The sequence below is a fragment of the Nisaea acidiphila genome (assembly GCF_024662015.1).
GTDB classification, from domain to species: domain Bacteria; phylum Pseudomonadota; class Alphaproteobacteria; order Thalassobaculales; family Thalassobaculaceae; genus Nisaea; species Nisaea acidiphila.
Genome location: NZ_CP102480.1, coordinates 796,057 through 819,987 on the forward strand (window position 1 = coordinate 796,057; position 23,931 = coordinate 819,987).

Sequence of the window (23,931 nt, forward strand, 5' to 3'; positions counted from 1 at the left end):
GTGTCCACCAGAAGGCTTCGCGAGAAGTGAAGTATGGTGCCCCCGGGGAGACTTGAACTCCCACTCCGTTACCGGAAACAGATTTTGAATCTGCCGCGTCTACCAATTCCGCCACAGGGGCCCCGCCTCGGCGAGGAGCGCGCATCATAGCCAAACCGCTTGGGCGGTCAATCGGCAAGCGGCGGTGCTACACGCCGTTTCCGGCACCCGATACTTTGGAACGTGGAAGTCCTTTATTGGCATCGTGCATATTGCAAATGTTATGTTATAACATTACATTCTTGCTTCATCGAACCGACCCTGGACCCGCAAACCACTCCCGGTGCCCTATGAGTCTCGCCAATCACACTCCCAAGAAACGCGACACCAACGATATCCTGACCCTGCGCGTTCTCAACCGAGCGAATGGCCCGCTCACCGCCTATCAAATTCTGGATCGGCTCCGGAGCGACGGCGTATCCGGACCGACGACCGTTTATCGCGCGCTTGACCGGCTCATCGCGCGCGGCGTCGTGCACCGGATCGAGTCCCTCAACGCCTATATCCTTTGTACTTGCCCCACACATTCCAGCCCCAGCGTTTTCGCCATCTGCGAGCAATGCGGCGCGGTCTCCGAATATTCGGACCCCACCGTGGAAAAGCGACTGCGAGAAATCGCCGGCGATGTCGGTTTCGACATTCGGGCCGGAAGCGTCGAACTCAAAGGCAGCTGCATAGACTGTAACGAAGGCGCGAGACGAAAGGTCCTGCAGTGACCGAAGCCCCTGTTCCCGCAATCCCGTTTACCGACTTACCCGGCAAAGACAATTCGACCCGGCGGCCACGGATCTTGCGCGCGCTGGGACAGCGATCTCGACGCTCCACAAAGCGAAACCGCCCGATGACCGTGCTCAGCCCCTCATTCTTCCGTCGCAGCAGACAGCGTCTCAAAGCGCGGTCCGAGCACTCGATCGCGAGCGCGCTGACATTCGGCGCCCTTACCCGCCTCAGCATCGCCGGCCTTCTCGCATTGCTCCTGTGGTCCGGCGTCATCTGGGCACTGCGATAAATCCATGGGACCGTCGCTCACATTCGAAAACCTAACGCTCGGCTACGACCGGCACCCGGCCGTCCATCATTTGAACGCGACCATCGATGCCGGTTCGCTAACCGCCGTGACCGGCCCCAACGGAGCCGGGAAATCGACTCTTCTGAAAGGCATCGCACGAAGCCTCGCCCCGTACGAAGGCAAGATCTCGGTATGCGGGCAGGGACACAACCGGATCGCCTATCTTCCTCAACAGTCCGACATCGACCGGAGCTTTCCCGTCACCGTCTGGGATATGGTCGCAATGGGCTTGTGGCGCCGGGTCGGTGCGTTTCGCCGGCTGAAGAACATGGACAAACACCGTGTCGAGGGGGCCTTGAACGCGGTCGGCCTCGCCGGTTTCGAAAAACGATCCATCGGCTCGCTCTCCGGCGGCCAAATGCAGCGGACACTCTTTGCGCGGCTCCTCCTGCAGGACGCCTCACTGATCCTGCTGGACGAGCCATTTGCGGCCATCGACGAAAAGACTGCAGCCGACCTGCTGCGCCTGATCGCGCGTTGGCACGGGGAAAAGCGTACGATTATCGCGGTCTTGCATGATTTCGATCAGGTTCGCGAACATTTTCCGCAAACCATCCTGCTCTCGCGCGAACTCGTCGCAAACGGCCCATCGGCAGACGTTTTGACCGAGCGAAATCTGACGCGAGCGCGCCAACTCTGCGAGGCCTTTGACGAGCATGCCGGGATTTGCACGCGGGGTAGAGCCGCATGATCTACGATCATCTGCTTTCACCCTTCGTCGAATTCGGCTTCATGCGGCGGGCTCTGATCGGATGCCTGGCGCTGTCGCTCGGTGCCACTCCTGTCGGCGTTTTCCTGACGCTGCGCAGGATGAGTCTGACCGGCGATGCCATGGCGCACGCTATCCTGCCGGGCGCCGCGATCGGCTACCTGATCGCCGGCCTTTCTCTCGGCGCCATGACCATTGGTGGAATCATCGCCGGATTGAGCGTTGCCATTATGGCCGGGATCGTGGCTCGCACGACGATCGCACGCGAAGATGCGAGCCTCGCCGCCTTCTACCTGATCTCGTTGGCACTCGGCGTGCTGATCGTCTCGACGCGCGGCAGTAACATCGACTTACTCCACGTGCTCTTCGGCACAGTCCTGGCACTGGATGACGAAGCGATTTTCCTGACGGCGGGGATTTCGACCTTCACCCTCTTCGCCCTCGCCCTTTTCTATCGCCCGTTGCTGATGGAATGCGTCGATCCAGGCTTTCTGCGCTTGGTAAGCCCGCTCAGCCCCCTCGCTCACTATGGCTTTCTCGTGCTCGCCGTCCTTAATCTGGTCGGCGGTTTTCATGCGCTCGGCACGCTGATGTCCGTCGGGATCATGATCCTGCCCGCGGCCGCGGCACGCTTCTGGGCGCGCGAAGTGGCGGGTCTGCTGCTCGTCGGCGGATTGGCGGCCTTCTTCAGCGGCGCCGCCGGGCTGCTGCTCTCCTATCACTTCAGCCTCCCCTCGGGTCCGGCCATCATTCTGACAGCCGGGCTCTTCTACGTGCTCTCGCTCGGCCTGGGCACCTACAGCACTGCAATGACCAAACTCCGAGGTCATTCCCATCTCGAAGCCTGACTCACATCTAAAAGGAACCAGATCCCGTGTTTAACAGACGTACGATCCTCTTCACCTCGCTGGTCGCGGCCGGCGTCGCCCTTGCTCCGATGGTCAAGGCGGCAGAGCAGCCGAAAAAAGTCGTCGCGTCCTTCAGCATCCTCGGCGATATCGTGAAAAATATCGGAGGAGACCGGATCGAGCTCACCACCCTGGTGGGCCCGAACGGCGACGCACACGTCTACCAGCCGACCCCGAAAGATGCCCGTTCCGTCTCCGATGCCGATCTCGTCGTCGTAAACGGGCTCGGCTTCGAAGGCTGGCTGAACCGGCTCGTGGAGGCAGCCGAATATCAGGGTCCAATCGCGGTCGCGACGGCCGGACTCACCGCACTCAAGAGTACGGAAGAGCATGACGAGGCCGCGGCTTCCGACGACGGACAGAAAGAGAAACATGCGTCGGATAGAGAGGACGCGCACCACGGAGATCTCGATCCCCACGCATGGCAGAGCATCGCCAACGCACGCGTCTATGTCCGCAACGTGTTGAAAGCTCTTACCGAAATGGACCCGCACGGGGCCGCAGTCTATGACAGCAATGCCAAATCCTTTCTCGCCGAACTGGACACGGTCGATACCGGGATCCGCAACGCCGTCGCCTCTCTTCCGGCAGAGCGTCGCAAGGTCGTGACATCGCACGATGCCTTTGGTTATTTCGCACATGAATACGGGATCAGGTTTCTCGCCCCTGTCGGCATGAGTACCGAGTCGGAGGCCTCGGCCGGGGACGTCGCCGCACTGATCCGCCAGATCAAGGAAGAGCAGATCCCTGCCGTTTTCGTGGAGAATATTGCCGATGGCCGCCTGCTGGATCAGATCGCGAGAGAGACCGGGGCAATTATCGGCGGAACCCTGTTCTCCGACGCACTCTCCGGACCGGACGGTCCCGCCGGAACCTATGTCAAAATGATGCGGCACAATTCCCGCACATTGGCAGCGGCGCTTTCCACGTCCTGAACTTGAAGACCGGGCGCGCCGGACAGGGAGGTCCGGCGCGCATAGCGCGGCAGAGTACGCGCTGTAAGCCGCTTGAGCGGTCAATCGGCAAGCGGCGCCCTTGCGTGCAGCCGTCCGCGCCTGATACATCCGTGCCGGACAGCCCCGATCCGGCGGCGCGAAATAGCGGGACGACATGCTGCAAGCGACCTATGACCGCCTGATGCGGGCCGCCGCGCACCGGCGTGCGAATTACTGGCTGGCGCTGATATCCTTCATCGAAAGCTCGGTCTTCCCGATCCCGCCGGACACCATGCTGATCCCGATGGTGCTGGCCGACCGGAACAATGCCTGGAAGGCGGCCGGCATTTGCACCATCGCCTCGGTGCTGGGCGGACTCGCCGGCTATGCCATCGGTGCGCTGCTCTACGAGGCAGTCGGTCTGCCGCTGCTCGAGTTCTACGGCTATGCGGAGAAGTTTGCGTCCTTCACCGCGCAGTACAACGAGTGGGGCGCCTGGATCGTGTTCGGCGCCGGCGTTACGCCCTTCCCCTACAAGGTCATCACCATCGCCAGCGGGGTTACCCATCTCGACCTGCTGATCTTCACCGTCGCCTCGGTCCTGGCGCGCGGGATCCGCTTCTACCTTGTCGCGGCGCTTTGCTGGCGTTTCGGGCCGGCGGTGCAGAAGACGATCGAGAAAAATCTGGGGCTTTGGACCACCGCCGCCTTCCTGCTGCTGGTCGGCGGCTTCGCTCTGGTGAAGTATCTCGGCTGAGCGCGATTACGCTGCTTCGGCGCGCTCTTCCGTGCCGGTGATCCAGCCGCCGCCGAGCACCCGGGTGGACTCGCCCGGCACATAGAACACCGCCGCCTGGCCGCGGGCGATCCCGTGCTGGGGCGTGTCGAGCAGCACTCGCCCGCGTCCGTCCGCATCGGTGTAGAGCTTTGCCGAGGCCGGCGCGGAGGCCGAGCGGAGCTTGACCTCCACCGCGACGCCCTCATCGCCGGGCAGGCCGTCGCCGAGCCAGTTCAGATCGCCGACATAGACGGTATCGCGGCCGAGCGCCGCGCGCGGCCCGACAATGACCCGTCGGTTCGCCGGATCGAGCCGCACGACATAGAGCGCTTCGGTATCCGGATTGCCGCCCTCGTCCCGGCGCCCGCCGATGCCGAGGCCTTTCCGCTGGCCGACGGTGTAGTGGATGATGCCCTCGTGCCGGCCGAGCACGCTGCCGTCGAGATGCACGATTTCACCCGGCTCCGCCGCGCCGGGGCGCAGCTTCTCGACCAGTTCGGCATAGCGGCCGTTCGGCACGAAGCAGATGTCCTGGCTGTCCGGCTTGTCTGCAATGGCGAGGCCGAAACGGCGGGCGTGTTCCCGGGTCTCCTCCTTCTCCATCCCGCCGAGCGGAAAACGGAGGAAGTCGAGCTGCTCGCGCGTGGTCGCGAAGAGGAAATAGCTCTGGTCCTTCTGCGGGTCGATCGCGCGATGCAGTTCGGCACCGGCGGCTCCCTCTTCCCGGCGCACGTAATGACCGGTACAGAGCACGTCCGCCTCGAGTTCCTTCGCAGTCGCCAGCAGGTCGCGGAACTTGACCGTCTGATTGCAGCGCACGCAGGGGATCGGGGTTTCGCCGCGCAGATAGCTGTCGGCGAAATCGTCGATCACCTCCTGCCGGAAGCGGCTCTCGTAATCGAGCACGTAATGGGGGAAACCGAGTTTGTCCGCCACGTTCCGGGCGTCATGAATATCAAGACCGGCGCAGCAGGCGCCTTTCTTGGCGAGCGCCGCGCCGTGATCGTAGAGCTGCAGCGTGATGCCGACGACGTCATAGCCCTGCTCGGCCATCAGGGCTGCGGTCACGGAACTGTCGACGCCGCCGGACATGGCGACGACGACCCGCGTGTCCTTCGGGGCCTTGGCAATACCGAGCGAGTTCAGCTTTCTGACGGTCATAATGCGCGCAATATAGGAAGAACGGCGGATCAGGCAAGAGAGCACGGTGCATGTCTCCCCCGCGCAGGAAGCGGCAACCTCGTCAGTCCGAAGCGGATATGTCCGTCTGCTCAGGTGCCCTTGATGTCGCTCAGGAAGGCCTGGACCTTGCCGAAAAGCATTCGCGCCCGTTCGTCCAAGGTCTCCGAAGCGGCGGCCATCCGGTCCGCCACATCGAGGGTATCCGACGATGACTTGCCGAGGCTCGCCGCGACGCTATTGACCTCGTGTGCGCTGTCCGTCGCCTGACGGGTATTCGCCGCGACGAGCCTTGTTTGCTCATCCTGCTCGTCCATCGTTTCGGTGACTTCGCGGCTGTTCTGTTCCATCTGGTCGATGGTGTCGCTCAACTCGCGGATAATACCGACAATGTTCCGGGTGTTGTCCTGGTTCTCGAGAATGTGGGTCTCGATCTCACCCGTCGCGCTCGAGGTCTGGTTCGCCAGGTTTTTGACCTCACTGGCCACAACGGCGAACCCTTTGCCCGCTTCCCCGGCACGCGCGGCCTCGATCGTCGCGTTCAGCGCCAACAAGTTGGTCTGCTCCGCGATGTCGCGGATCAGACCGACCACTTCGCCGATTTTCTGGGAATTGTGTTCCAGCGTGGCGATCGCCTCGTCGGCGCTCCGCGCTTTCTCGACCGCCTGAACGGCGATCCGGCCTGAGGTCTGCACGCTCTCAGTAACCTTCTGGATCGACCGGGAGAGCTCCTCCGCAGCCTGACTGACCATTTCGACGCTCTGGGTCGCGATCCCGGCGGAAGCTTCGAGCTGCCCGGACTGGCTCCGATTGGTTCCAGCCACCTGATCCAGGTTCTTCGCCGTTTGCTGCAAATCGGCGACCGACGCGGTCAGATCGTCCATGAAGGCCTTGATCACCGCTTCAAACTCGTCCGTCAGTTTGGAAACCCGGTGGAACTTCTCAATCTCCTCTTTCTGCAGCCGTTCCTTTTCGGCCCGGGCCTCGCTCTCGCGGCTGATATTCTCCTTGAAGACCAGCATGGCGCGCGCAAGCTCGCCGATCTCGTCCTTGCGGCCGGTATGCTGGACCTCGACGTTGGTCCCGCCACCGGCCAGGACCGATGTCGTCGCCGTAAGCGAGGTCAGCGGGTTTGTGATTCGGAAAAAATAAACCCAGACCGTCACCGCCACACCAAACACCATGAGCGGCGGCACCCCCCAGAAGGCCAGGCCGATAATGTCGCGCAACGCGGAGATTTCCTCGCCGAGACGCGTCACGTTTTCGGGGTTCGTTTCCAGGCTAGACCAGGTTTCCTGAAGCGCACCGATTTCGGCATGTAATGCCGTGACAGCCGCCACAAGGAGCACGCCGAACGTCACCAAGCCGAAAATGACCAGCCAGGCGATATGCTTGATCCGGATTTCCACGATGAGACCCGCCATTAATATATTGATATGAATTAGATTTTTAGAACGTCTACTCTACCTCCAAAGGAAGAGAGGCGCTATATCATTAATATTAGTGCGACTATTTTAGACAGCCCATAGGATGTCAGCGAGCGACGGCGTCCAGCCCCATTTGCCAGAAATCGCGCTCAAGGATAGTTGCTGCCTCGAACGTCCTGGCCAGCTCTGCAAAGCGGGCTTCGCCGCCGCGCCGCGACGCCAGTTCTTCCAGATGCGCCGCGGCTCCCTTGGCGACATCCTGGTATTCTTCGCCGGCATACATCTCAATCCAGGCAAGATAGGGATTGTCGTCCCGCTGCGTTGCCGGATCGGAGGCAAGGCGGGCCCCTATGACGCCGTAACCGACCACGCAGGGCGCGAGCGCGACATGCAGATCCAGCACGTCCCCGGCCATGCCGCGCTCCAGCACGAAGCGTGTATAGGCCATGCAGGCGGGATCTTCCGGCAAAGCCGCCATCTCCGGTTCGGTGAGACCCCAACCGGCACAATATTCGACATGCAGCCCCATCTCGACATCGAGGATGCCGCTGATGACGGCTGACGCCGCCCGCATGTCCTCCAACCGGTCCGATTTGTAGACCGCCAGCCCATAGGCCCGGGCGAAATGGATCAGGAAGAGGTAATCCTGCCCGAGATAATGCCTGAAGGCCGACTCGGGCAGCGTGCCGTCCGCCATGCCGGCAACGAACGCGTGGCCGGTATAGGCCTTCCAGGCCTCCGGGGCGGCGGCAATCAGACGGTCGAGATAACTCCCGGCCGGGACGAGGTCAGCGCTCACGCCGTTCCGTCCGGCGGCAGGGTGACGACGAGACCGTCCAGCTCCTCCGTGATCCGGATCTGGCAGCCGAGACGGGAGGTGTCGGAAAGATTGAAGGCGAGATCGAGCATGTCTTCCTCGTCATCGCTCGGCGCTGGAAGTTTTTCGTACCATTCCGCCGCGACATGGACATGACAGGTTGCGCAGGCGAGACAGCCCTCACAGGCCCCTTCGATATCCACATCGTTCTCGCGCGCGATCTGCAGCAAGGTGTAACCGAGCGGCGCGTCAACCTCCTGCGGGGTGCCGTCGCGGCCGATGAATGTCATGCGGGGCAATGTTCTCTCCGTTCGTCCATCGTTTCTTTTTCAGGCGGACCGCTGCGTCTCGGCGCCAGCGCGGTTGTACAAACCGCGCCATGCCGCGACAAGCCTGTCTATATCATCGTCCGTGCTGTCCCATCCGAGCGAAACGCGGATTGCGGTCTCCGCATCGGATGTACCCGGATCCATCGCATCGAGAACATGGCTGCGGCGAACCTTGCCGGAGGAGCAGGCGGAGCCGGAGCTGACGGCGACCCCAGCGAGGTCGAGCGAGATCACCTGTGTCTCGCCGCGCGTGCCGGTCAGCGAGACGCAGCTCGTGTTCGGCAAACGCGGCGCGTCGGCCGAGAATATCCGGGCGCCTGGCCCCGCTTCCCGGACCGCGACCTCAAAACGGTCGCGCAGATCTCTGACGCGGTCCCAGTCATCCATCTCGGCCATCGCCTGCGCCGCCGCCGCGCCGAATCCGACGATCCCGATCTTGTTCTCGGTTCCGGACCGTCTCCCCTTCTCCTGTCCACCGCCGGTCTGCTGCGCCGACAGATCCAGCCCTTCGCGGACGAAAAGCGCGCCGACACCCGCCGGGCCACCGATCTTGTGCGCCGAAAGCGACAACAGATCGAGACCGGCCGAGATCACATCGACAGGAACCTTGCCCGCCGCCTGAACCGCGTCGCTATGCACCAGGGCGCCATGCTCCTTCGCTACAGCAACGACATCTTCGATCGGCTGCAGCACGCCGGTCTCATTGTTCGCCCATTGTACCGAAACAAGCGTGTCGGCACCGCCTTCCGCCAGAGCGGAGCGGAGCGCGCCGAGATCGAGCACCCCCTCGGCATCGACGGGAATGCGGATGGCATCCGGTACCGCGGCGAGTACCGCCTCGTGCTCGATGGCGCTGGTGACGATCCGGCGGCGCCCGGAGCCCTTCAGCGCAAGGGCCGAGGCTTCCGTGCCGCCGCTCGTGAAGACGATTGTTTGCGAGGGAGCGCCGATCAGCGCCCCGACCTGAGCCCTGGCCTTTTCGATCAACGCTCTGGCCGCACGCCCCGGACCATGTACGGAGGAAGGGTTTCCGACCGCCCGCATCGCTTCGGTCATCGCCGTCACGGCCATCTCCCGCAGCGGCGCGGTCGCGTTGTAGTCGGCATAGACTCTCGAAGCCATCAAAGTCCCAAATCCCGGTCAGACGCACAGCCGAGATAGGCAGACGGAAGAGACGCGTCAAGAAACTCCGGATCTAGTGAGGTATGCGCCCCGAGACGATATCGTCGACGGTGACCTGATCGAGATATCCCAGAACCTGTCGCCCGACCTCTTCCCAGAGCGCTTTCGTAGGGTCATCCGAACAGCCGCGGGAGGCGAACATGCCATCGTCGTCGCTGTTTCCGCGCACCGGATGTTCGATCGCCGTCATTACCTCGGAAACCTTGATCTGATCCGGCTCGATGGCCAGCAGGTAACCGCCCCCGGGCCCCCGGACACTGCGCACGAACCGCGCCTTCCGCAATTGCGCGAACATCTGCTCAAGATAGGAGACCGAGATTTTCTGACGCGATGCGATTTCGGCCAATGAGACCGGACGGCCATCGTCATGTCGCGCAAGATCGCAAACCGCCATTACGGCATATCGCCCCTTAGTACTGAATTTCACTTCTACGACCCCCGTGCCGAACACGTTACCCGTCGCCAGGTCCCCAGCCCGACGATCAATGCAAGAGAACGGAGGTCCCTTCCGCTCAGTAACAAAGGGCAGCCTACATGCGGCCGCTCCGAACATCGACCTATGCTTCCGTTTGGAAGCTGCAATGCTACACTTGTAATTTACAGCCCGAGTAAGCTAAAGCCAGACTCCGACTGTCAGATTGAGATTACAGCCAACGCGCAACGAAAGTAAACCGGGATAGCGGCGATTTAATTAAAGTTCGCCCGCACAAAATAATATGTGGCACTTTCGCTGCCCCGGAACCGAAGATTTGTTGCCCGGCCTTAAGGAACGGATCGAATGCCTGAAGTAATCATGAATGGTCCCGAGGGGCGCCTCGAGGGACGCTATGTCCACAGCAAAAAAGAGAATGCGCCCATAGCCCTGCTGCTGCATCCGCATCCCCAGCACGGCGGCACCATGAACAACAAGGTCGTCTATTCCCTGTTCCAGAATTTCGTCAACCGCGGCTTCTCGACCCTACGGTTCAATTTTCGTGGCGTCGGCAGAAGCCAGGGTGTGTTCGACCGGGGCGAAGGCGAGCTCAGCGATGCCGCCTCGGCGCTGGATTGGCTGCAGACCTACAACCCCAACGCGCCCTATTGCTGGATCGGCGGTTTCTCCTTCGGCGCCTGGATCGGCATGCAGCTGCTGATGCGCCGGCCGGAGATCACAGGGTTCATCTCCATCGCCCCGCCGGCCAACATGTTCGACTTCAGCTTCCTCGCCCCCTGCCCGTCCTCCGGGCTGATGGTGCACGGCGATTCCGACGATGTCGTGCCGCCGGATTCGGTGAAGAAGCTGGTCGACAAGCTCTCAACCCAAAAAGGCATCACCATCGACCATGTCGTGGTGAAAAACGCCGACCATTATTTCGGCAAGCATCTCGGCGATGTCGAGAAGGCGGTCACGGACTATCTCAACAAGTCCCTGCCCGAGACCGAGCAGCTCCCGGAAGCGTCGAAATAGACTTCGGCCTCAGCCCGGCCGGTGCAGCGTTCCGCCCGTGAGCGGTTCGGGTGCGCCGGTCGTTCCGGGAAATGTCAGCGGCTTCCCCTGCAGACTGCGGATCGCGAGATACGCGAAAGCCTCGGCCTCGACCGCGTCGCCGTCCCAGCCGAGATCGTCCGCCGGAATCACCGGCGCGCCAAGCCGCTCGGTAAGTTCTTTCATCAGCGTCTCGTTGTGACGGCCGCCACCGCAGACGATCCATCGCTCGACCGGATGCGGAAACCATTGCGCTGCCAGGGCGACCGCGGCCGCCGAGAACGCGGTAAGGAGTGCGGCGCCGTCCGCGTCCGTCATCCCCTCCACCGCTTGGGCAGCCTTCGCCGCGAAATGATCGCGGTCGAGGCTTTTCGGCGGCTGGCGGACGAAATACGGATCGTCGAGCAACCCAGCGAGCCGGTCGCCGTCGACCCGTCCTGCCGCGGCAAGCGCCCCGCCTTCATCGCAGCGCGCGCCGCGCCGCTCCCGGACGAAGTCGTCGATCAGCGCATTGGCCGGACCGGTATCGAACGCCAGCATTTCCTCCGGACCCGCACCATCGCTTCCGTCTATCCAGGTCACGTTAGCGACACCGCCGAGATTGAGGACCGCCACTGTCGCTCCCAGCATCCGCGTCAGAGCGCGGTGATAGACCGGGACGAGAGGTGCGCCCTCGCCGCCGGCGGCCACATCGGCAATTCTCAGATCGAACACGACCGGGCGCCCCGTGACCTTCGCGAGCAGCTCCGGCGCGCCGATCTGGAGCGTTCGGCGAATTTCCGGCTCGTGCAGGACGGTCTGACCGTGAAAGCCGATGACGTCGATATCGTCGAGCGGCCAGGCTCCGCCCCGCAACAGCCCCTCCACGGCTTCGGCGTGACGCTCCGTCAATTCGCGGGCCAGAACCGTGTGATCGCCCGGCATACCCAGAACCGCTTTCAGACGGCTCCGGAATGCATCCGAATAAGGCAACGAGTAGAACCCGCAACGACGCACCGAGCCCTCGCCGTCACTCTCGATCAGTGCCGCGTCGACGCCGTCCATCGATGTCCCGCTCATCAGGCCAATGGCCTTCCAGGTCCTCTTATCGCTCACTCGATACATCCTTGCCGGTCACGCAACGCCTGCCGCCTGGGACCGCCCCAGCGGTTCCGGTTGTGACCCTCGGGGCCATGTGCTAAGTCCACGCGCCTTGGAATTTGACACATATTCACCGGGAACACGACCATGAGCCAGTTCAAATCGGGCTTCATGCAGACCATGACCGAGCGCGGTTTCGTGCATCAGTGCACCGACACCGAAGCGCTCGACGAGCTGATGAGCAACAAGGTCGTGACCGCCTATATCGGCTTCGACTGCACGGCGGACAGCCTGCATGTCGGCAGCCTTATCCAGATCATGATGCTGCGCCACCTGCAGAAGAGCGGGCACCGCCCGATCGTTCTGATGGGTGGAGGCACCAGTAAGATCGGCGATCCGTCCTTCAAGGACGAGGCCCGCAAGCTGCTGTCCGACGACGACATCGAGCACAACAAGAACGGCATCAAGAAGGTCTTCCAGAAGTTCCTGACCTTCGGCGACGACGCCAGCGACGCCATCATGTGCGACAACGCGGAATGGCTCGACGGCCTCGAATACATCCCTTTCCTGCGGAAGATCGGACAGCATTTCTCGGTCAACCGGATGCTGAGCTTCGACAGCGTGAAGCTGCGTCTCGACCGCGAGCAGTCGCTGAGCTTTCTCGAGTTCAACTACATGATCCTGCAGGGCTACGACTTTCTCGAGCTGCGCCGGCGCTACGGTTGCCAGCTGCAAATGGGCGGCTCCGACCAGTGGGGTAACATCGTCAACGGCGTAGAGCTCACACGCCGGGTCGACCAGCAGGCGGTCTATGGTTTGACCACGCCCCTCCTCACCACGGCCTCGGGGCAGAAGATGGGCAAGACGGAGAAGGGTGCCGTCTGGCTGAACAGTGACCGCGTCTCGCCCTACGATTACTGGCAGTTCTGGCGCAATACGGAGGATGCCGACGTCGGCAAGTTCCTGCGCCTCTTTACCGAGATGCCGTTGGAGGAGATCGCGAAGCTCGAAAAGCTCGAAGGCGCCGAACTGAACGAGGCCAAGAAGATCCTCGCCAACGAGGCGACCGCCCTGCTGCATGGCAGGGACGAAGCCGAGGCGGCGGCCGAGACGGCGCGCAAGACCTTCGAACAGGGGGCGCTCGGCGAAGGCCTGCCGCGGGTGCCGATCGAACAGAGCCAGCTTGACGATGGCCTCTGGATCGTCGATGCGCTTCGTATCGCCGGGCTGGTCAATACCAATGGCGAGGCCCGGCGGTTGATCAAGGGGGGCGGCGCCCGGGTGAACGACGTGGCTGTCTCCGACGAGAATTTAAAACTCGGCGCCGACGCGATTGCCGACGGCGTGATCAAACTCTCCTCGGGCAAGAAGAAGCACATCCTGCTGGAACCCTGACCGCCTCCGGTTCGGTCAGGGACTACGGTCCTGCGCCGGCGGTTCGGCCGGCTCCGGGTCCTTCGGCGGTGCATCGCCGAGCCGGAACAGATTGCGGAAAATCCCGGGCGTCAGCGCGGTCAGCGGATTCACCGTAACCTGCGGCTTTTTCAGCGAACCACTGACGGAGAATTCCGAGGCGAGGAAGCCCTCGCCTTCGCCTCCCGTCAGAAGCGTCCCGAGGATCGGGATTGACCCCAGCACCTCGTTCAGGACATAGGCAGGAACCACCATGCCGGAAAGGTCGGTCTCGTCCTTCACCCGGTCGATCTCGCCAGAGGCCGATATTCCGAGCGACGCGCCTTGCGCGAGCAGCCGCTCAAGCACCAGCTTCTCGTCGCTGACATGCATATTAACATCCATGCGGCTGAAATGGACGCCCCGCCCCTGTACGACGGCGGGGAGTCCGGTCAGCGACATCGCGCTCAGAAGCTGAGCCATGACCGGCGCGTCAACGAGGTCGAAATCCAGCACCGACAGCGAGACGTTCCATCCGGAGAGCCCGTCCCTCTCTTCTAGCTCGCCGGACGCGATGAGCCGGCCGCCGGAAATCGAGTCGAACCCCTCGAAGGCCTTCATCACATTGCCCGCACTCTGCGTGCTGAGATCGAAATGGGGTGTCCCCGAGGCCGTCGTATAGAACAGGTCAACCGGCTCGGCCCCGATCAACCCATTTGCCGCGAGCGAGGTGTTGCCGTCCCCGTCATCCTCCAGCAACAAGGTAACGTCCTGCATCGGCTCAAGCTTGCCGATCAGCACCTGATCGACCCGGGCATTCACAACCAGCGGCACCTTCGACTTCGCACCGTCGTGATCAAGCCCGTCGACCAGTTCGCGCAGGTCCGCGAAGGGGCCTTTGATATTGGCCGTATAGCCGCCTTTCCCGTCGGAGGCGATCACACCGGAGAGATCGGTCTCGCCGAGCTGCAGCCGATCGACCGTAAACCGTGTCGGGCGGCCGTTCTCCGGGGAAAACTGCACCGCGCCCGAAGCGGCGAGGTCGGCTGTCGCCACCTGGAACCGGTCGATCGCCACGACGGCGTCGTCGCGCGCACGGATCTGTGCCCTGAAGGTGCCCGCCGCGCCAGCCGGTTTCTCCCATTCGAGCTCACCGACCCGGAGTTCGGTATTCTGCAAGCCCATCACCAGGTCGACCCGCGTGTCGCCGTCACGCGGTTCCTCGATGGTCGCATCGAGCTCGACCTCGCCTTCCGCAAAGCGCCGCATGTCGAGACCGAGCTGGGCGATTTTCTCCACATCCGGGCGGACGATCACATGGGTCCGGCGCCGGATCTCCGCCTCCTCCTCGAAGGATTGCAGGAAGGCAATCTGGGTCGGCAATCCGGAAAGTTCGCCGGTGCCGTCCAGCAACATGCCGGTCTTGTCGAGATCCATCGCCATTTCGCCGTTCGCGAATGGCAGACGGGTGGTCCGCGACGGCAGTGAAACGCCGGTGAAGCGTCCTTCCGCCTGGAGATCGACCATATCGAAGGTCATAACCCGGAGCAGCGGCATCTCGAAGCGCATGATCCCGGATCCGGTCCCGCCGACCTCCTCCGGTGCCAGTCCGAGTGCGTCCGCGTACCCGAAGGGCTTCGTGTTCAGAACCTTCAGAATGTCGGAAATGGGCCCGTCTATCTCCGCCTCGATAGTGGCATAATCGTCGCTGACAGTATGGATGCCGGTCAGCGACACGTCCGCACGCTTGAGCTGGATATCGTCGAGATAGCCACGCGTGACCGACGCATCGATCCGCTTCTCGGTAAAGGTCGCACGACCACCGACCCCGAGCGCCGGCGCAAGCGGCCTTAGGTAATGAACGGTCACCCCGTCGAACTCCATGAAGCCCTCAAGCGACACATCTGTCAGGCGAGTCGTCTCGCCGATGTCCAGACGCCCGTCGAGGGTGGCCGCCATCTCCGTGATGACGCCGCCCTTGAGGTTTCTCGTGGCCCAATTTCGAGCAAGATCGAACAGCTCAGGCGGCCAGATGCCCTCGACCTCGTCAACCGGCATCGCAGTGACCCGAGTCCGGAGCTCCAGCGCTGGTTCCGCCAGATCCCGAAGACTGCCGCTGAGGGACACCGTCATGCCGTCCCGTTCGAGAACGAAATTGCGCAGCGCGACGGCGTCGTCGCGGGCGTCGTATCCCACCTGGAAACGCAGGCTGTCGTATGGAACCGGGGCCGGCAGCATGGAGCCGAAGGTGACTTCGCCATCGGAGGTCGTCGCGATAATATCGATATTCAGCAGCGACCGGAAATCCTCCAGCGAGAAAGCGACACTTCCGCTGAGATTGCCCGAGACCGCGAGATCGGCCGGGGACTGCGGCACATGCGAGAGCACGAGTTCCGGCGCGAGCCCCTTGAACAGGATGGCGCCGTCAAGCTCGCGGCTGCCGTAGAAATAGTTCCCGTCTCCGCGGATTTCCAAGGTCTCTTCGCCAACCGCGAGATCGGCGCGCGCTTCCACGCGCCATCCGTCACGCTCGCGCTCGAACAGACCGTCGAGCCCCGAGAGACGGATATTCTCGAAAGTGCCCGTACGATCCGTCATCCGGACCGTTGCATTGCGCAGGAAGAACCGCTCCAGCCGTTCAAGTCCGGCCAAGCCGCCGGAGCCATCGGCTCCGGGTTCCTGCAGGACGGAAAACAGGTCGCCCCGGCTCGATTCCTCGCCTGACGGCGCCGCACCGTAGAGCTGGTAGGTTCCGTCGACGCCACGCTCGAGGTTGAGCACCGGCTGATCCACCGCGATCTGCACCGGCGCAATCTCGCCGAGCAACAGGCGCGGACCGGAAAGCGCGATGTCCGCCGACGGAGCGAACAGGATCACCCCGCCCGCGTCATTGTCGAACCTGAGGCTTGTGACCCGCACCTCGAAAAGCCGGCTCCAGCCCCGCCACTCCATCCTGAGTTCACCGATCGTGACGGATCCCCGTCCGGCCGGAACGAGGGCTTCGGCAACCCTGTCTTTCATGAATTCGAGCGGAATCGGCTGTGTGCTGGCGCGCCAGAACACGAGTGCCGAGAGCACGACAACTCCCGCGAAAACCGCAGCGGCGACTTCGAGGGCGATCTTGGTGGTTCTTCTCAGCACGCGGGGTACTCTTGGCTCAGGGTCATTCCGCTTAACATAGGGCTGCCTATAGCGCGACGCTAAAGCGACAGGGCACGGCGTCGTCCCTTTCAAACCGGTTGCACGAGTTGACGCCGGCCGCTCCGGTGCGCACCCTCACGGGAAAACAAACTCGTTGGGGGGGATTCCCGTGTTTCTGGACCAGATCACGTATTTTCCGACGGTCACGGACAGCGAAGCCGCGCGCATCGGTCTAGAGCGCTGGCAGGAACAACCCGGACTGACCGGCGACGATGCGCTGGCAGCCCGCGTCCAATCCCTGGCTGAACATCGGAACGGCAAACCTCTCCTGCAAGGGCTCTTTGCGAATAGTCCGTATCTGACAAGGCTTCTGATCCGGGACATCGGGTTCGCCGCCACACTTCTCGAAGAGGGTCCAGATACGGTCGAGGCAAGCCTGCTGGAGCGCGCCGCCGCGCTCGACCCTATGGCCATGGAGACCACGGAGTTGATGTCTTCGCTTCGTGTATTGAAGCGGCATTACTCCCTCACGACGGCCATTGCGGATATCACCCGTGTCTGGCCGCTGGAGAGGGTAACCGGCGCCCTGAGCGCCCTTGCGGACATTGCGATCGGAGCAGCATGGCGCCATGCGCTTGGCATCGAGGCACGGTCCGGGCGTCTGCCGCTCGACGCGGACGGCCCCGGCGACATTCTCGACGGGTCCGGCCTCATCTGCCTCGGGATGGGCAAGCTCGGGGCACGGGAGCTGAACTATTCGAGCGATATCGACCTGATCGTTTTCTACGAGAACGAGCTGCCGGTTTATCGCGAGGTCGAGGAGCTGCAGAAACACTTCGTCTCAATGACCCGGCTGGTGGTGAAGATCCTCGAGGAGCGAACGCCGGACGGTTACGTCTTCCGCACAGATCTCCGTCTGCGGCCGGATGCGAGCGCCATGCCGCTCGCCGTCTCCGCCGCGGCTGCCGAGATATACTACGAGAGCATGGGGCAGAACTGGGAACGGGCGGCGATGATCAAGGCCCGCGCGATCGGTTCCGACATGAAAGCGGCCGGCGAGTTCCTGGCCCGCATCCGGCCTTTCGTCTGGCGCAAGCATCTCGATTTCGCGGCCATCGAGGACATCCATTCGATCAAGCGCCAGATCGCTGCCCACAAGGGCGGCAACAAGATCAATGTAGAAGGGCACAACGTGAAACTCGGCCGCGGCGGCATCCGCGAGATCGAGTTCTTCGTGCAGACCCAGCAGCTGATCTGGGGCGGCCGCGATGCGCGCCTGCGGGAAAAGAAAACCGGCGCCGCAATGCAGGCGCTGGTCGATCTCGGACGGGTGAAACCCGATGTGGCCAAGGCGATGATGGACGCCTACCGCTTCCTGCGCACGGTCGAGCACAGGCTGCAGATGGTCAACGACGCGCAAACCCATTCCATGCCGGAGTCCGCTGCAGGTTTGGCGCAGATCTCCGGCTTTCTCGGGATCGAGGACCCCGAGCGGTTCCGCCGAGAACTGATCCACCAGCTTTCCACCGTGGCGTACCACTACGGCAACCTGTTCGAGGAGAGCGCGCCGCTTTCCTCGGATGCCGAGGAAGCCGGCAGTCTGGTGTTCACCGGGGTCGAGAACGATCCCGAGACATTGAAAACGCTCGAAGGGCTCGGGTTCGAGGATCCGGAATTCGTCGCCACCAGGATCCGCACCTGGCACCACGGCCGTTACCGGGCAACCCGCAGCGAGCGCTCGCGGCAGATCCTGACGGAGATCGTACCCGCTCTGCTCACCTCCTTCGGCCAGGCCCCGGAACCGGATGCCGCTTTCAGACGCTTCGACCGCTTCCTCGAGGGCCTGCCGGCCGGGGTGCAGCTCTTCTCCCTCTTCCAGGCCAATCCGCCGCTTCTGGAGATGCTGGCGGACGTGATGGGCATGGCCCCCTCCCTCGCCCGGCAGCTCGGCCACCGGCCATCGCTCTTTGAGGGTGTCCTGACCCACGACCCGGCCAGCCGTCTCGGCGACAGAGAGAGCCTGCAGGAGGAGCTCGAACGCGAACTCGCGCCGGCTACCTTTTACGAGGACGTGCTCGACATTGCCCGGCGCTGGATAAACGACCAGCGCTTCCTTGTCGGCATCCAGGTGCTCCAGGGGCGGATCCCGGCGACGCGCGCGGCCGAATGCCTGTCCGACATTGTCGATGCCGGGATCCGTGCGCTGGTGCCCCGGGTCGAGGGCGAATTCGCCGTCCGGCACGGTCGAATCCCCGGCTGTCCGCTGCCGGCTCTGGCGGTGATCGCCTACGGCAAGCTCGGCGCGCGCGAGATTTCCGCCGGTTCCGACCTCGATCTGGTCCTTCTCTACGACGCGCCGTTCGATGCCGAGTCCGATGGTGAGAAACCGCTCGCGGCCAGCACCTATTTCAACCGCCTGGGCCAGCGGCTGATCGCCGCCCTCACCGCACAGACCGCCGAGGGGGGCCTGTTCGAGGTCGATCTGAGACTCAGGCCGAACGGCAACAAAGGCACCATGGTCCCGAGTTTCGCGGGTTTCGCGAAATACCACCGCGAGGAGGCCTGGACCTGGGAGCGTATGGCCTTGACCCGTGCCCGGGTGATCTCGGCTTCACCGGAAATGACCGCAAAGCTCGAGACCCTGTTCTCGGAACTTCTGACGGAACAGCGCGACCAGGAGACACTGCTCCGGGACGTCGCAACAATGCGGGAACGGATTGCCCGGGAACATTCCAGTTCGTCCCATTGGCAGATCAAGCATTGGCGCGGCGGCCTCGTGGACCTGGAATTCATGGCGCAATACCTTCTGCTGAAACATTGCCGGGACAATCCGGACCTCCTGACCGGCAACACGGCCGACGTGTTCGACCGGCTCTCCGGACGAGGACTGCTCGACTCAGCTCTGGGGGACGCGCTCGCGGCAACCACCCGTCTCTGGCGAGCCATTCAATGGATCCTCAGGCTCACAGTCGACGAGAGCTTTGATCCCGAGACCGCACCGGAAGCCCTCAAGGGGCTCCTTGCGATGTCGGCCGGGGTGAAAAACTTCGAGAACCTCGACCGAATCCTCAAGCAACGCGGCGAGCAGGTCCGGGATGCCTTCCGCGAGCTGATCGAAAATCCAGCCGCCGCACTTCCGCCGCTTGAGGCGGGAACGTCGAACTGAGCCGCAGGCGGCTTGCGGGATGGCAAAGGCTCCTGTACCAAGAACACCAGATCTTGGCGTTACCGGCGCCGAAACCCACCAGACTTGGACCTACCGCCCGATGATGCACGCCCTCCGCCCGGATCCGGAAAGCGAGAAGTATCGCGTTCTGAAGGGCGTTTTCGGGTTCGAGCAGTTCCGGCCGGGACAGGAACCGGTGGTCGACGCGATCCTCGCCGGCAACAACGCGCTGGCGGTGATGCCGACCGGCTCCGGCAAGTCCCTCTGCTTCCAGCTCCCCGCCCTTGTACGTGGCGGCCTGACCGTCGTGGTCTCACCGCTGGTGGCATTGATGCAGGACCAGGTGGCTGCGCTGAAGCTCGCCGGGGTCCGTGCCGAGACGATCAATTCGGCGAAGGACCGGGCGGACAATGTCGCGATCTGGCGCAAGGTCGCGGCCGGCGAGATCGACCTGCTCTATCTCTCGCCCGAGCGGCTGATGACGGACCGCATGCTGGCGGCGATCTCCAAGCTGCCGCTCTCGCTGCTGGTGGTCGACGAGGCGCACTGCATTTCGCAATGGGGCGCCTCGTTCCGCCCGGAATATGACGACCTCGCCCGCCTGCGAGCGGTTTTCCCGGACGTGCCCATCGCCGCCTTCTCGGCGACGGCGGATCAGGTCACCCGCCTCGACATCGCGGAAAAGCTCTTCGCCGGCAAGGCGGAGATCTTCGTGCACGGCTTCGATCGCCCGAATATCCGTCTCGACGTCGCGCTCCGCGCCGACTGGAAGAAGCAGGTGCTCGATTTCCTCGAGTCTCACGCCGGCGAGAGCGGCGTCGTCTATTGCCTCTCGCGCAAGAAGACCGAGGAAATCTCAGGCTTCCTGCGCGAGAAAGGCTACAACGCGCTGCCCTACCACGCCGGGATGGAGAAGGAGCAGCGCGACCGCAACCAGGACCTCTTCATGTCCGAGAGTGCGGTCATCATGGCCGCCACCATCGCCTTCGGCATGGGGATCGACAAGCCGGATGTCCGCTTCGTGCTGCATACCGACATGCCGGGAAGCGTCGAGGCCTATTACCAGGAATTCGGCCGCGCCGGCCGCGACGGCGAGCCCGCCCACGCACTCATGCTCTACGGGCTCGACGATATCCGCATGCGCCGGATGTTCATCGACCAGGAGCATGAGGAAGGCGACCGGCGGCGGCGCGAGCACAAACGGCTCGACGCGCTGATCGCCTATTGCGAGGCGGCGGAGTGCCGGCGCCAGTCGCTGCTGCGCTATTTCGGCGAGGAGTCGGAGCCCTGCGGCAATTGCGACGCCTGCCTGGAGCCCGCCGAGCTGACCGACGGCACGAGCGACGCGCAGCTCGCCCTGAAGACCATCCAGGAAACCGGGGAGCGTTTCGGCACCGTGCATATCGTCGACGTGCTGCGCGGCGGCAATACCGAGCGGATCCGCAAGTTCGGGCACGAGAAAGTCTCGACCTACGGGGCCGGTACGGCGCACGGCGCCAAGGACTGGCAATCGCTGATCCGCCAGCTTGTCGCCGGCGGCTTCCTCGATCTCGACATCCAGGGCTTCGGCGGACTCTCCGTCAGCGACAAAGGCAAGGCCCTGCTGCGCGGCGAGGCCTCCTTCCGCTACCGCCAGGACAGCCTCAGACGCGAGCGCAAGGCAAAGACCGCCCGCTCCGCCTCCGCGCCGACAGAGTCGATGAGCGGACCGGAACTTCGCCTTTTCAAGGCTCTGAAACAGCTCCGCTCGGAAATCGCACGCGAAGGCAACGTGCCCGCCTATGTCGTCTTTACCGACCGCAGCCTCGCCGACATGGCCGCCAAGCGCCCGACCTGCAAGGAGAGCTTCGCCTCCATCCACGGCGTCGGCCAGGCGAAGCTGGAGAAATTCGCGGCGCCGTTCATTGACCTGATTCTGGAACAGACCGGAGACGAGGCCGCCAGCGGAGGCTGAACGACGGAAGAACCTCCGCATTTGCTGATACAATGCGCGAACTTCCCCGCGCGGGGGCTTATCGGAGGTTTCATTTGGCCGGCATCGACCATTCAAAACTGTCCCGCATGCAAAAACTGCACTGGTACGGCAGCCCTCTCCTTGTAGGAGCCGCAACTCTTGCAGGCTTCCAGTTCGGTGCGGACGGGCTGCTTTCCGGACTGGACGGTCATCTGCTCGCCGGCCTTCTTTTCATCTGGCTGTTCGGAACGATACTGATCGGCGCATTCGGCGTCGTCCGGCACGCCGACCGACTGGCCGAAGTGCTGGGCGAACCGTATGGAACGCTTATCCTGACCCTGGCGGTGGTCGGCATCGAGGTTGCCCTGATCTCGGCCGTCATGCTCACCGGAGACGGGTCTCCCACACTCGCACGCGACACGATGTTCGCCGTCCTGATGATCGTGATGAACGGTCTATGCGGCGGCGCCTTGCTGCTCGGCGGACTTCGTCACGGCCAGCAGGACTACAATTTGCCCGGCGCCCGCGCCTTTATCGCCGTGCTCGCACCACTCGCCGTGTTCGCCCTGATCCTTCCGAACTTCACCACCTCCACCGCCGAGCCAACCTTCGACAGCTTTCAGGCCGGATTCTTCGCGTTGACGACGGTGCTTCTCTACAGCGTTTTCCTCGGCATCCAGACAATGCGCCACAAGAGCTTTTTCCTCGACCCGGACGATCGGGGAGACGCATCGGAAGAAACGGCGGCGGAAAAAGCGCCTTCGGGCCGGATAACCGCCGCGCTCCACGGGATCCTTCTTCTCGTGACGCTCCTGCCCATAATCCTTCTCTCCAAGCGCATGGCGACCGTCGTCGATTACGGAATCGTACAGGTTTCCGCACCTCCGGCCATCGGTGGCGTGATCATCGCCCTGCTCGTCCTGATACCCGAGGGGATGGCGGCGCTCCAGGCCGCGCGGACGAACCGATTGCAGCGTTCGGTCAATCTGTTGCTCGGCTCGGCGCTTTCGACCATCGGCCTCACGGTCCCGGCGGTGCTCGCCATAGGCCTGCTGACAGGCGAGATGATCACCCTCGGGCTCGACAGTGTTTCGATGATCATCCTCATGCTGACACTCTTCATAAGCAGCATGACCTTTGGCGGAGTCAGGACCAACATGCTTCAGGGCGCCGTCCATCTCGTGCTTTTCTGCGCCTATGTGATGCTGATCTTCCGACCGTGACCGGCTGGTAACGCTTGACGCAGGCGCCGGACGCGCCAGATTGTCTCGCGTCCTATTCAACGCAATCCAGAAAATCGGAGCGGTTTCATGGTCGATGTCGGCGACAAGGCACCTGATTTCAGCATGGCGACAGATGGCGGCGGAACCGTCTCTCTGGCCGGGCTGAAGGGCAGGAAAGTGGTACTCTATTTTTACCCGAAGGACGACACGCCCGGCTGCACCAAGGAAGCCTGCGCCTTTCGCGATTCCATGCCGGACTTCTCCGGGGTCGATGCCGAGATCATCGGCGTCTCCAAGGATCCTGTCGCCAAGCACGACAAGTTCAAGGCGAAGTACGATCTGCCTTTCACCCTCGCCTCGGATGCCGAGAGCGACGTCTGCGAGCGTTTCGGCGTCTGGGTCGAGAAGAACATGTACGGCAAGAAGTACATGGGCATCGAGCGCGCCACGTTCCTGATCGATGGCGAGGGCACGGTCCGCCACGTCTGGCGCAAGGTTAAAGTCCCCGGCCATTCCGAGGCCGTGCTGGAAGCCGCGAAAGCGATCTGAGGCTCAGGCGCTGTCCGGAGCGGGAACGACAGGCCCGCGATCCGTCATCTATGCCTCCTCATACCCCGGCCGCAGCACCCGCATGCGGACACGCGCCTCCTCGGGCCACGTCTCGGCCGGGTTGTAGAACCCGACGAAGCTCGGAACGTTCTCCGGGATATGCACCCACGGAAGTTTCGTCTCCGTAAAGATATGCGCCCCTGGCGCCAACGCCGCCGGATGGTCAAGCGTGCCGACGCGGACGAAATTTACCTTCTCGCCGGCCCCGAAGTAATTGCTCCAAAGCGCGACCCGGCAGTTTTCGCAGCGCCAGATTTTCTGTCCCTTTCCGCTTGCCGACGGAGTCGGAACCATGGCCGGCGCGCCCTTCTGGAGCGTCATGCGCGCGGCTTCGATCAATGCGTTGATCACGAACGCGGAGCCGGTTTCCCGCTGGCACCAGCTGCAATGACAGCAATTGACGAAGAGCGGTGCGGTTTCAAGGCGATAGCGGACGGAACCGCAAGTACAACCGCCTTCGAGCAGCAAGGTGACATCCGGCATGTTGGTTCTCTCGGTGATCGGATCCGGGACGCGCGCCATTCAGGCA

20 protein-coding genes and 1 tRNA gene are annotated in these 23,931 nt (G+C 63.1%); 11 read left to right on the top strand and 10 right to left on the bottom strand.

The features are described 5' to 3' along the window. Positions 1–34: 34 nt before the first annotated feature. A tRNA-Leu gene (locus NUH88_RS03810) sits at positions 35–121 on the bottom strand. Between the two features lie 208 nt (positions 122–329). On the opposite strand from NUH88_RS03810, the gene NUH88_RS03815 reads away from it, so the two are divergent. The 5 genes from NUH88_RS03815 (at position 330) to NUH88_RS03835 (ending at position 4,417) form a co-directional block, all read left to right on the top strand. Continuing rightward, the gene (locus tag NUH88_RS03815) at positions 330–755 is read left to right on the top strand and encodes a Fur family transcriptional regulator (RefSeq protein WP_257770070.1); all 426 of its coding nucleotides are present in this window, start codon (positions 330–332) and stop codon (positions 753–755) included. A 297-nt stretch (positions 756–1,052) separates the two neighbouring features. Next, entirely contained in the window at positions 1,053–1,799 is a 747-nt protein-coding gene (gene aztA, locus NUH88_RS03820; RefSeq protein WP_257770071.1) for a zinc ABC transporter ATP-binding protein AztA, read from the top strand. After that, positions 1,796–2,665 (top strand): metal ABC transporter permease, encoded by an 870-nt coding sequence (locus NUH88_RS03825; protein WP_257770072.1) that lies wholly within the window; start codon positions 1,796–1,798, stop codon positions 2,663–2,665. Before aztA ends, NUH88_RS03825 begins: the two co-directional genes overlap by 4 nt. A 26-nt stretch (positions 2,666–2,691) precedes the next feature. After that, on the top strand, positions 2,692–3,660 hold the full coding sequence (locus NUH88_RS03830; protein WP_257770073.1) for a metal ABC transporter substrate-binding protein: 969 nt from the start codon (positions 2,692–2,694) through the stop codon (positions 3,658–3,660). 175 nt (positions 3,661–3,835) lie between these two features. Next, entirely contained in the window at positions 3,836–4,417 is a 582-nt protein-coding gene (locus NUH88_RS03835; protein WP_257770074.1) for a YqaA family protein, read from the top strand. A gap of 6 nt (positions 4,418–4,423) precedes the next feature. Here NUH88_RS03835 and mnmA read toward each other — a convergent pair whose 3' ends face one another. The 6 genes from mnmA to NUH88_RS03865 form a co-directional block, all read right to left on the bottom strand. Further along, positions 4,424–5,584 carry a tRNA 2-thiouridine(34) synthase MnmA gene (gene mnmA / locus NUH88_RS03840; RefSeq protein ID WP_257772132.1) on the bottom strand — a complete coding sequence of 387 codons (1,161 nt, stop codon included), beginning with the start codon at positions 5,582–5,584 and terminating at the stop codon, positions 4,424–4,426. Between the two features lie 125 nt (positions 5,585–5,709). Further along, the gene (locus NUH88_RS03845) at positions 5,710–7,041 is read right to left on the bottom strand and encodes a methyl-accepting chemotaxis protein (RefSeq protein ID WP_257770075.1); all 1,332 of its coding nucleotides are present in this window, start codon (positions 7,039–7,041) and stop codon (positions 5,710–5,712) included. A 109-nt stretch (positions 7,042–7,150) separates the two neighbouring features. After that, on the bottom strand, positions 7,151–7,843 hold the full coding sequence (gene tenA, locus NUH88_RS03850) for a thiaminase II (RefSeq protein ID WP_257770076.1): 693 nt from the start codon (positions 7,841–7,843) through the stop codon (positions 7,151–7,153). Beyond that, positions 7,840–8,160 (bottom strand): ferredoxin family 2Fe-2S iron-sulfur cluster binding protein, encoded by a 321-nt coding sequence (locus tag NUH88_RS03855; RefSeq protein WP_257770077.1) that lies wholly within the window; start codon positions 8,158–8,160, stop codon positions 7,840–7,842. Before NUH88_RS03855 ends, tenA begins: the two co-directional genes overlap by 4 nt. 30 nt (positions 8,161–8,190) lie before the next feature. Beyond that, positions 8,191–9,312: a cysteine desulfurase family protein gene (locus tag NUH88_RS03860; protein WP_257770078.1), complete on the bottom strand. Its 1,122-nt coding sequence runs from the start codon at positions 9,310–9,312 to the stop codon at positions 8,191–8,193. 73 nt (positions 9,313–9,385) lie between these two features. Continuing rightward, complete coding sequence (locus NUH88_RS03865) at positions 9,386–9,799, bottom strand: RrF2 family transcriptional regulator (protein WP_257770079.1); 414 nt, start codon at positions 9,797–9,799, stop codon at positions 9,386–9,388. 351 nt (positions 9,800–10,150) lie between these two features. On the opposite strand from NUH88_RS03865, the gene NUH88_RS03870 reads away from it, so the two are divergent. After that, a complete protein-coding gene (locus NUH88_RS03870) occupies positions 10,151–10,819 on the top strand; it encodes an alpha/beta hydrolase (protein ID WP_257770080.1) in 669 nt (222 codons plus the stop codon). A 9-nt stretch (positions 10,820–10,828) separates the two neighbouring features. On the opposite strand, the gene NUH88_RS03875 is transcribed toward NUH88_RS03870, so the two are convergent. Then, entirely contained in the window at positions 10,829–11,941 is a 1,113-nt protein-coding gene (locus NUH88_RS03875; RefSeq protein WP_372743544.1) for an anhydro-N-acetylmuramic acid kinase, read from the bottom strand. A gap of 123 nt (positions 11,942–12,064) precedes the next feature. On the opposite strand from NUH88_RS03875, the gene tyrS reads away from it, so the two are divergent. Further along, positions 12,065–13,312, top strand: a complete 1,248-nt coding sequence (gene tyrS, locus NUH88_RS03880; RefSeq protein WP_257770082.1) for a tyrosine--tRNA ligase — start codon at positions 12,065–12,067, stop codon at positions 13,310–13,312. A gap of 15 nt (positions 13,313–13,327) precedes the next feature. Here the strand turns inward: tyrS and NUH88_RS03885 are convergent, their stop codons facing one another. Beyond that, positions 13,328–16,450 carry a YhdP family protein gene (locus NUH88_RS03885; RefSeq protein ID WP_257770084.1) on the bottom strand — a complete coding sequence of 1,041 codons (3,123 nt, stop codon included), beginning with the start codon at positions 16,448–16,450 and terminating at the stop codon, positions 13,328–13,330. Positions 16,451–16,619: 169 nt separating this feature from the next. Between NUH88_RS03885 and NUH88_RS03890 the strand changes: the two genes are divergently transcribed. From NUH88_RS03890 to bcp, 4 genes are all read left to right on the top strand, one after another. Beyond that, the gene (locus tag NUH88_RS03890; protein WP_257770086.1) at positions 16,620–19,616 is read left to right on the top strand and encodes a bifunctional [glutamine synthetase] adenylyltransferase/[glutamine synthetase]-adenylyl-L-tyrosine phosphorylase; all 2,997 of its coding nucleotides are present in this window, start codon (positions 16,620–16,622) and stop codon (positions 19,614–19,616) included. Between the two features lie 100 nt (positions 19,617–19,716). Then, the gene (gene recQ, locus NUH88_RS03895) at positions 19,717–21,570 is read left to right on the top strand and encodes a DNA helicase RecQ (protein WP_257770087.1); all 1,854 of its coding nucleotides are present in this window, start codon (positions 19,717–19,719) and stop codon (positions 21,568–21,570) included. 74 nt (positions 21,571–21,644) lie between these two features. Further along, positions 21,645–22,793 (top strand): calcium:cation antiporter, encoded by a 1,149-nt coding sequence (locus tag NUH88_RS03900; RefSeq protein WP_257770089.1) that lies wholly within the window; start codon positions 21,645–21,647, stop codon positions 22,791–22,793. An 87-nt stretch (positions 22,794–22,880) separates the two neighbouring features. Beyond that, entirely contained in the window at positions 22,881–23,342 is a 462-nt protein-coding gene (gene bcp / locus NUH88_RS03905; protein WP_257770091.1) for a thioredoxin-dependent thiol peroxidase, read from the top strand. Positions 23,343–23,390: 48 nt separating this feature from the next. Here bcp and NUH88_RS03910 read toward each other — a convergent pair whose 3' ends face one another. Continuing rightward, positions 23,391–23,924: a GFA family protein gene (locus tag NUH88_RS03910; RefSeq protein WP_257770092.1), complete on the bottom strand. Its 534-nt coding sequence runs from the start codon at positions 23,922–23,924 to the stop codon at positions 23,391–23,393. Positions 23,925–23,931: the final 7 nt, after the last annotated feature.

Coding starts and splice junctions, on each gene's coding strand:
- NUH88_RS03875 (WP_372743544.1), bottom strand. CDS start 11,941: ATGTATCGAGTGAGCGATAAGAGGACCTGGAAGGCCATTGGCCTGATG.
- NUH88_RS03815 (WP_257770070.1), top strand. CDS start 330: ATGAGTCTCGCCAATCACACTCCCAAGAAACGCGACACCAACGATATC.
- NUH88_RS03910 (WP_257770092.1), bottom strand. CDS start 23,924: ATGGCGCGCGTCCCGGATCCGATCACCGAGAGAACCAACATGCCGGAT.
- recQ (WP_257770087.1), top strand. CDS start 19,717: ATGATGCACGCCCTCCGCCCGGATCCGGAAAGCGAGAAGTATCGCGTT.
- NUH88_RS03835 (WP_257770074.1), top strand. CDS start 3,836: ATGCTGCAAGCGACCTATGACCGCCTGATGCGGGCCGCCGCGCACCGG.
- bcp (WP_257770091.1), top strand. CDS start 22,881: ATGGTCGATGTCGGCGACAAGGCACCTGATTTCAGCATGGCGACAGAT.
- NUH88_RS03860 (WP_257770078.1), bottom strand. CDS start 9,312: ATGGCTTCGAGAGTCTATGCCGACTACAACGCGACCGCGCCGCTGCGG.
- NUH88_RS03845 (WP_257770075.1), bottom strand. CDS start 7,041: ATGGCGGGTCTCATCGTGGAAATCCGGATCAAGCATATCGCCTGGCTG.
- tyrS (WP_257770082.1), top strand. CDS start 12,065: ATGAGCCAGTTCAAATCGGGCTTCATGCAGACCATGACCGAGCGCGGT.
- NUH88_RS03870 (WP_257770080.1), top strand. CDS start 10,151: ATGCCTGAAGTAATCATGAATGGTCCCGAGGGGCGCCTCGAGGGACGC.
- aztA (WP_257770071.1), top strand. CDS start 1,053: ATGGGACCGTCGCTCACATTCGAAAACCTAACGCTCGGCTACGACCGG.
- NUH88_RS03825 (WP_257770072.1), top strand. CDS start 1,796: ATGATCTACGATCATCTGCTTTCACCCTTCGTCGAATTCGGCTTCATG.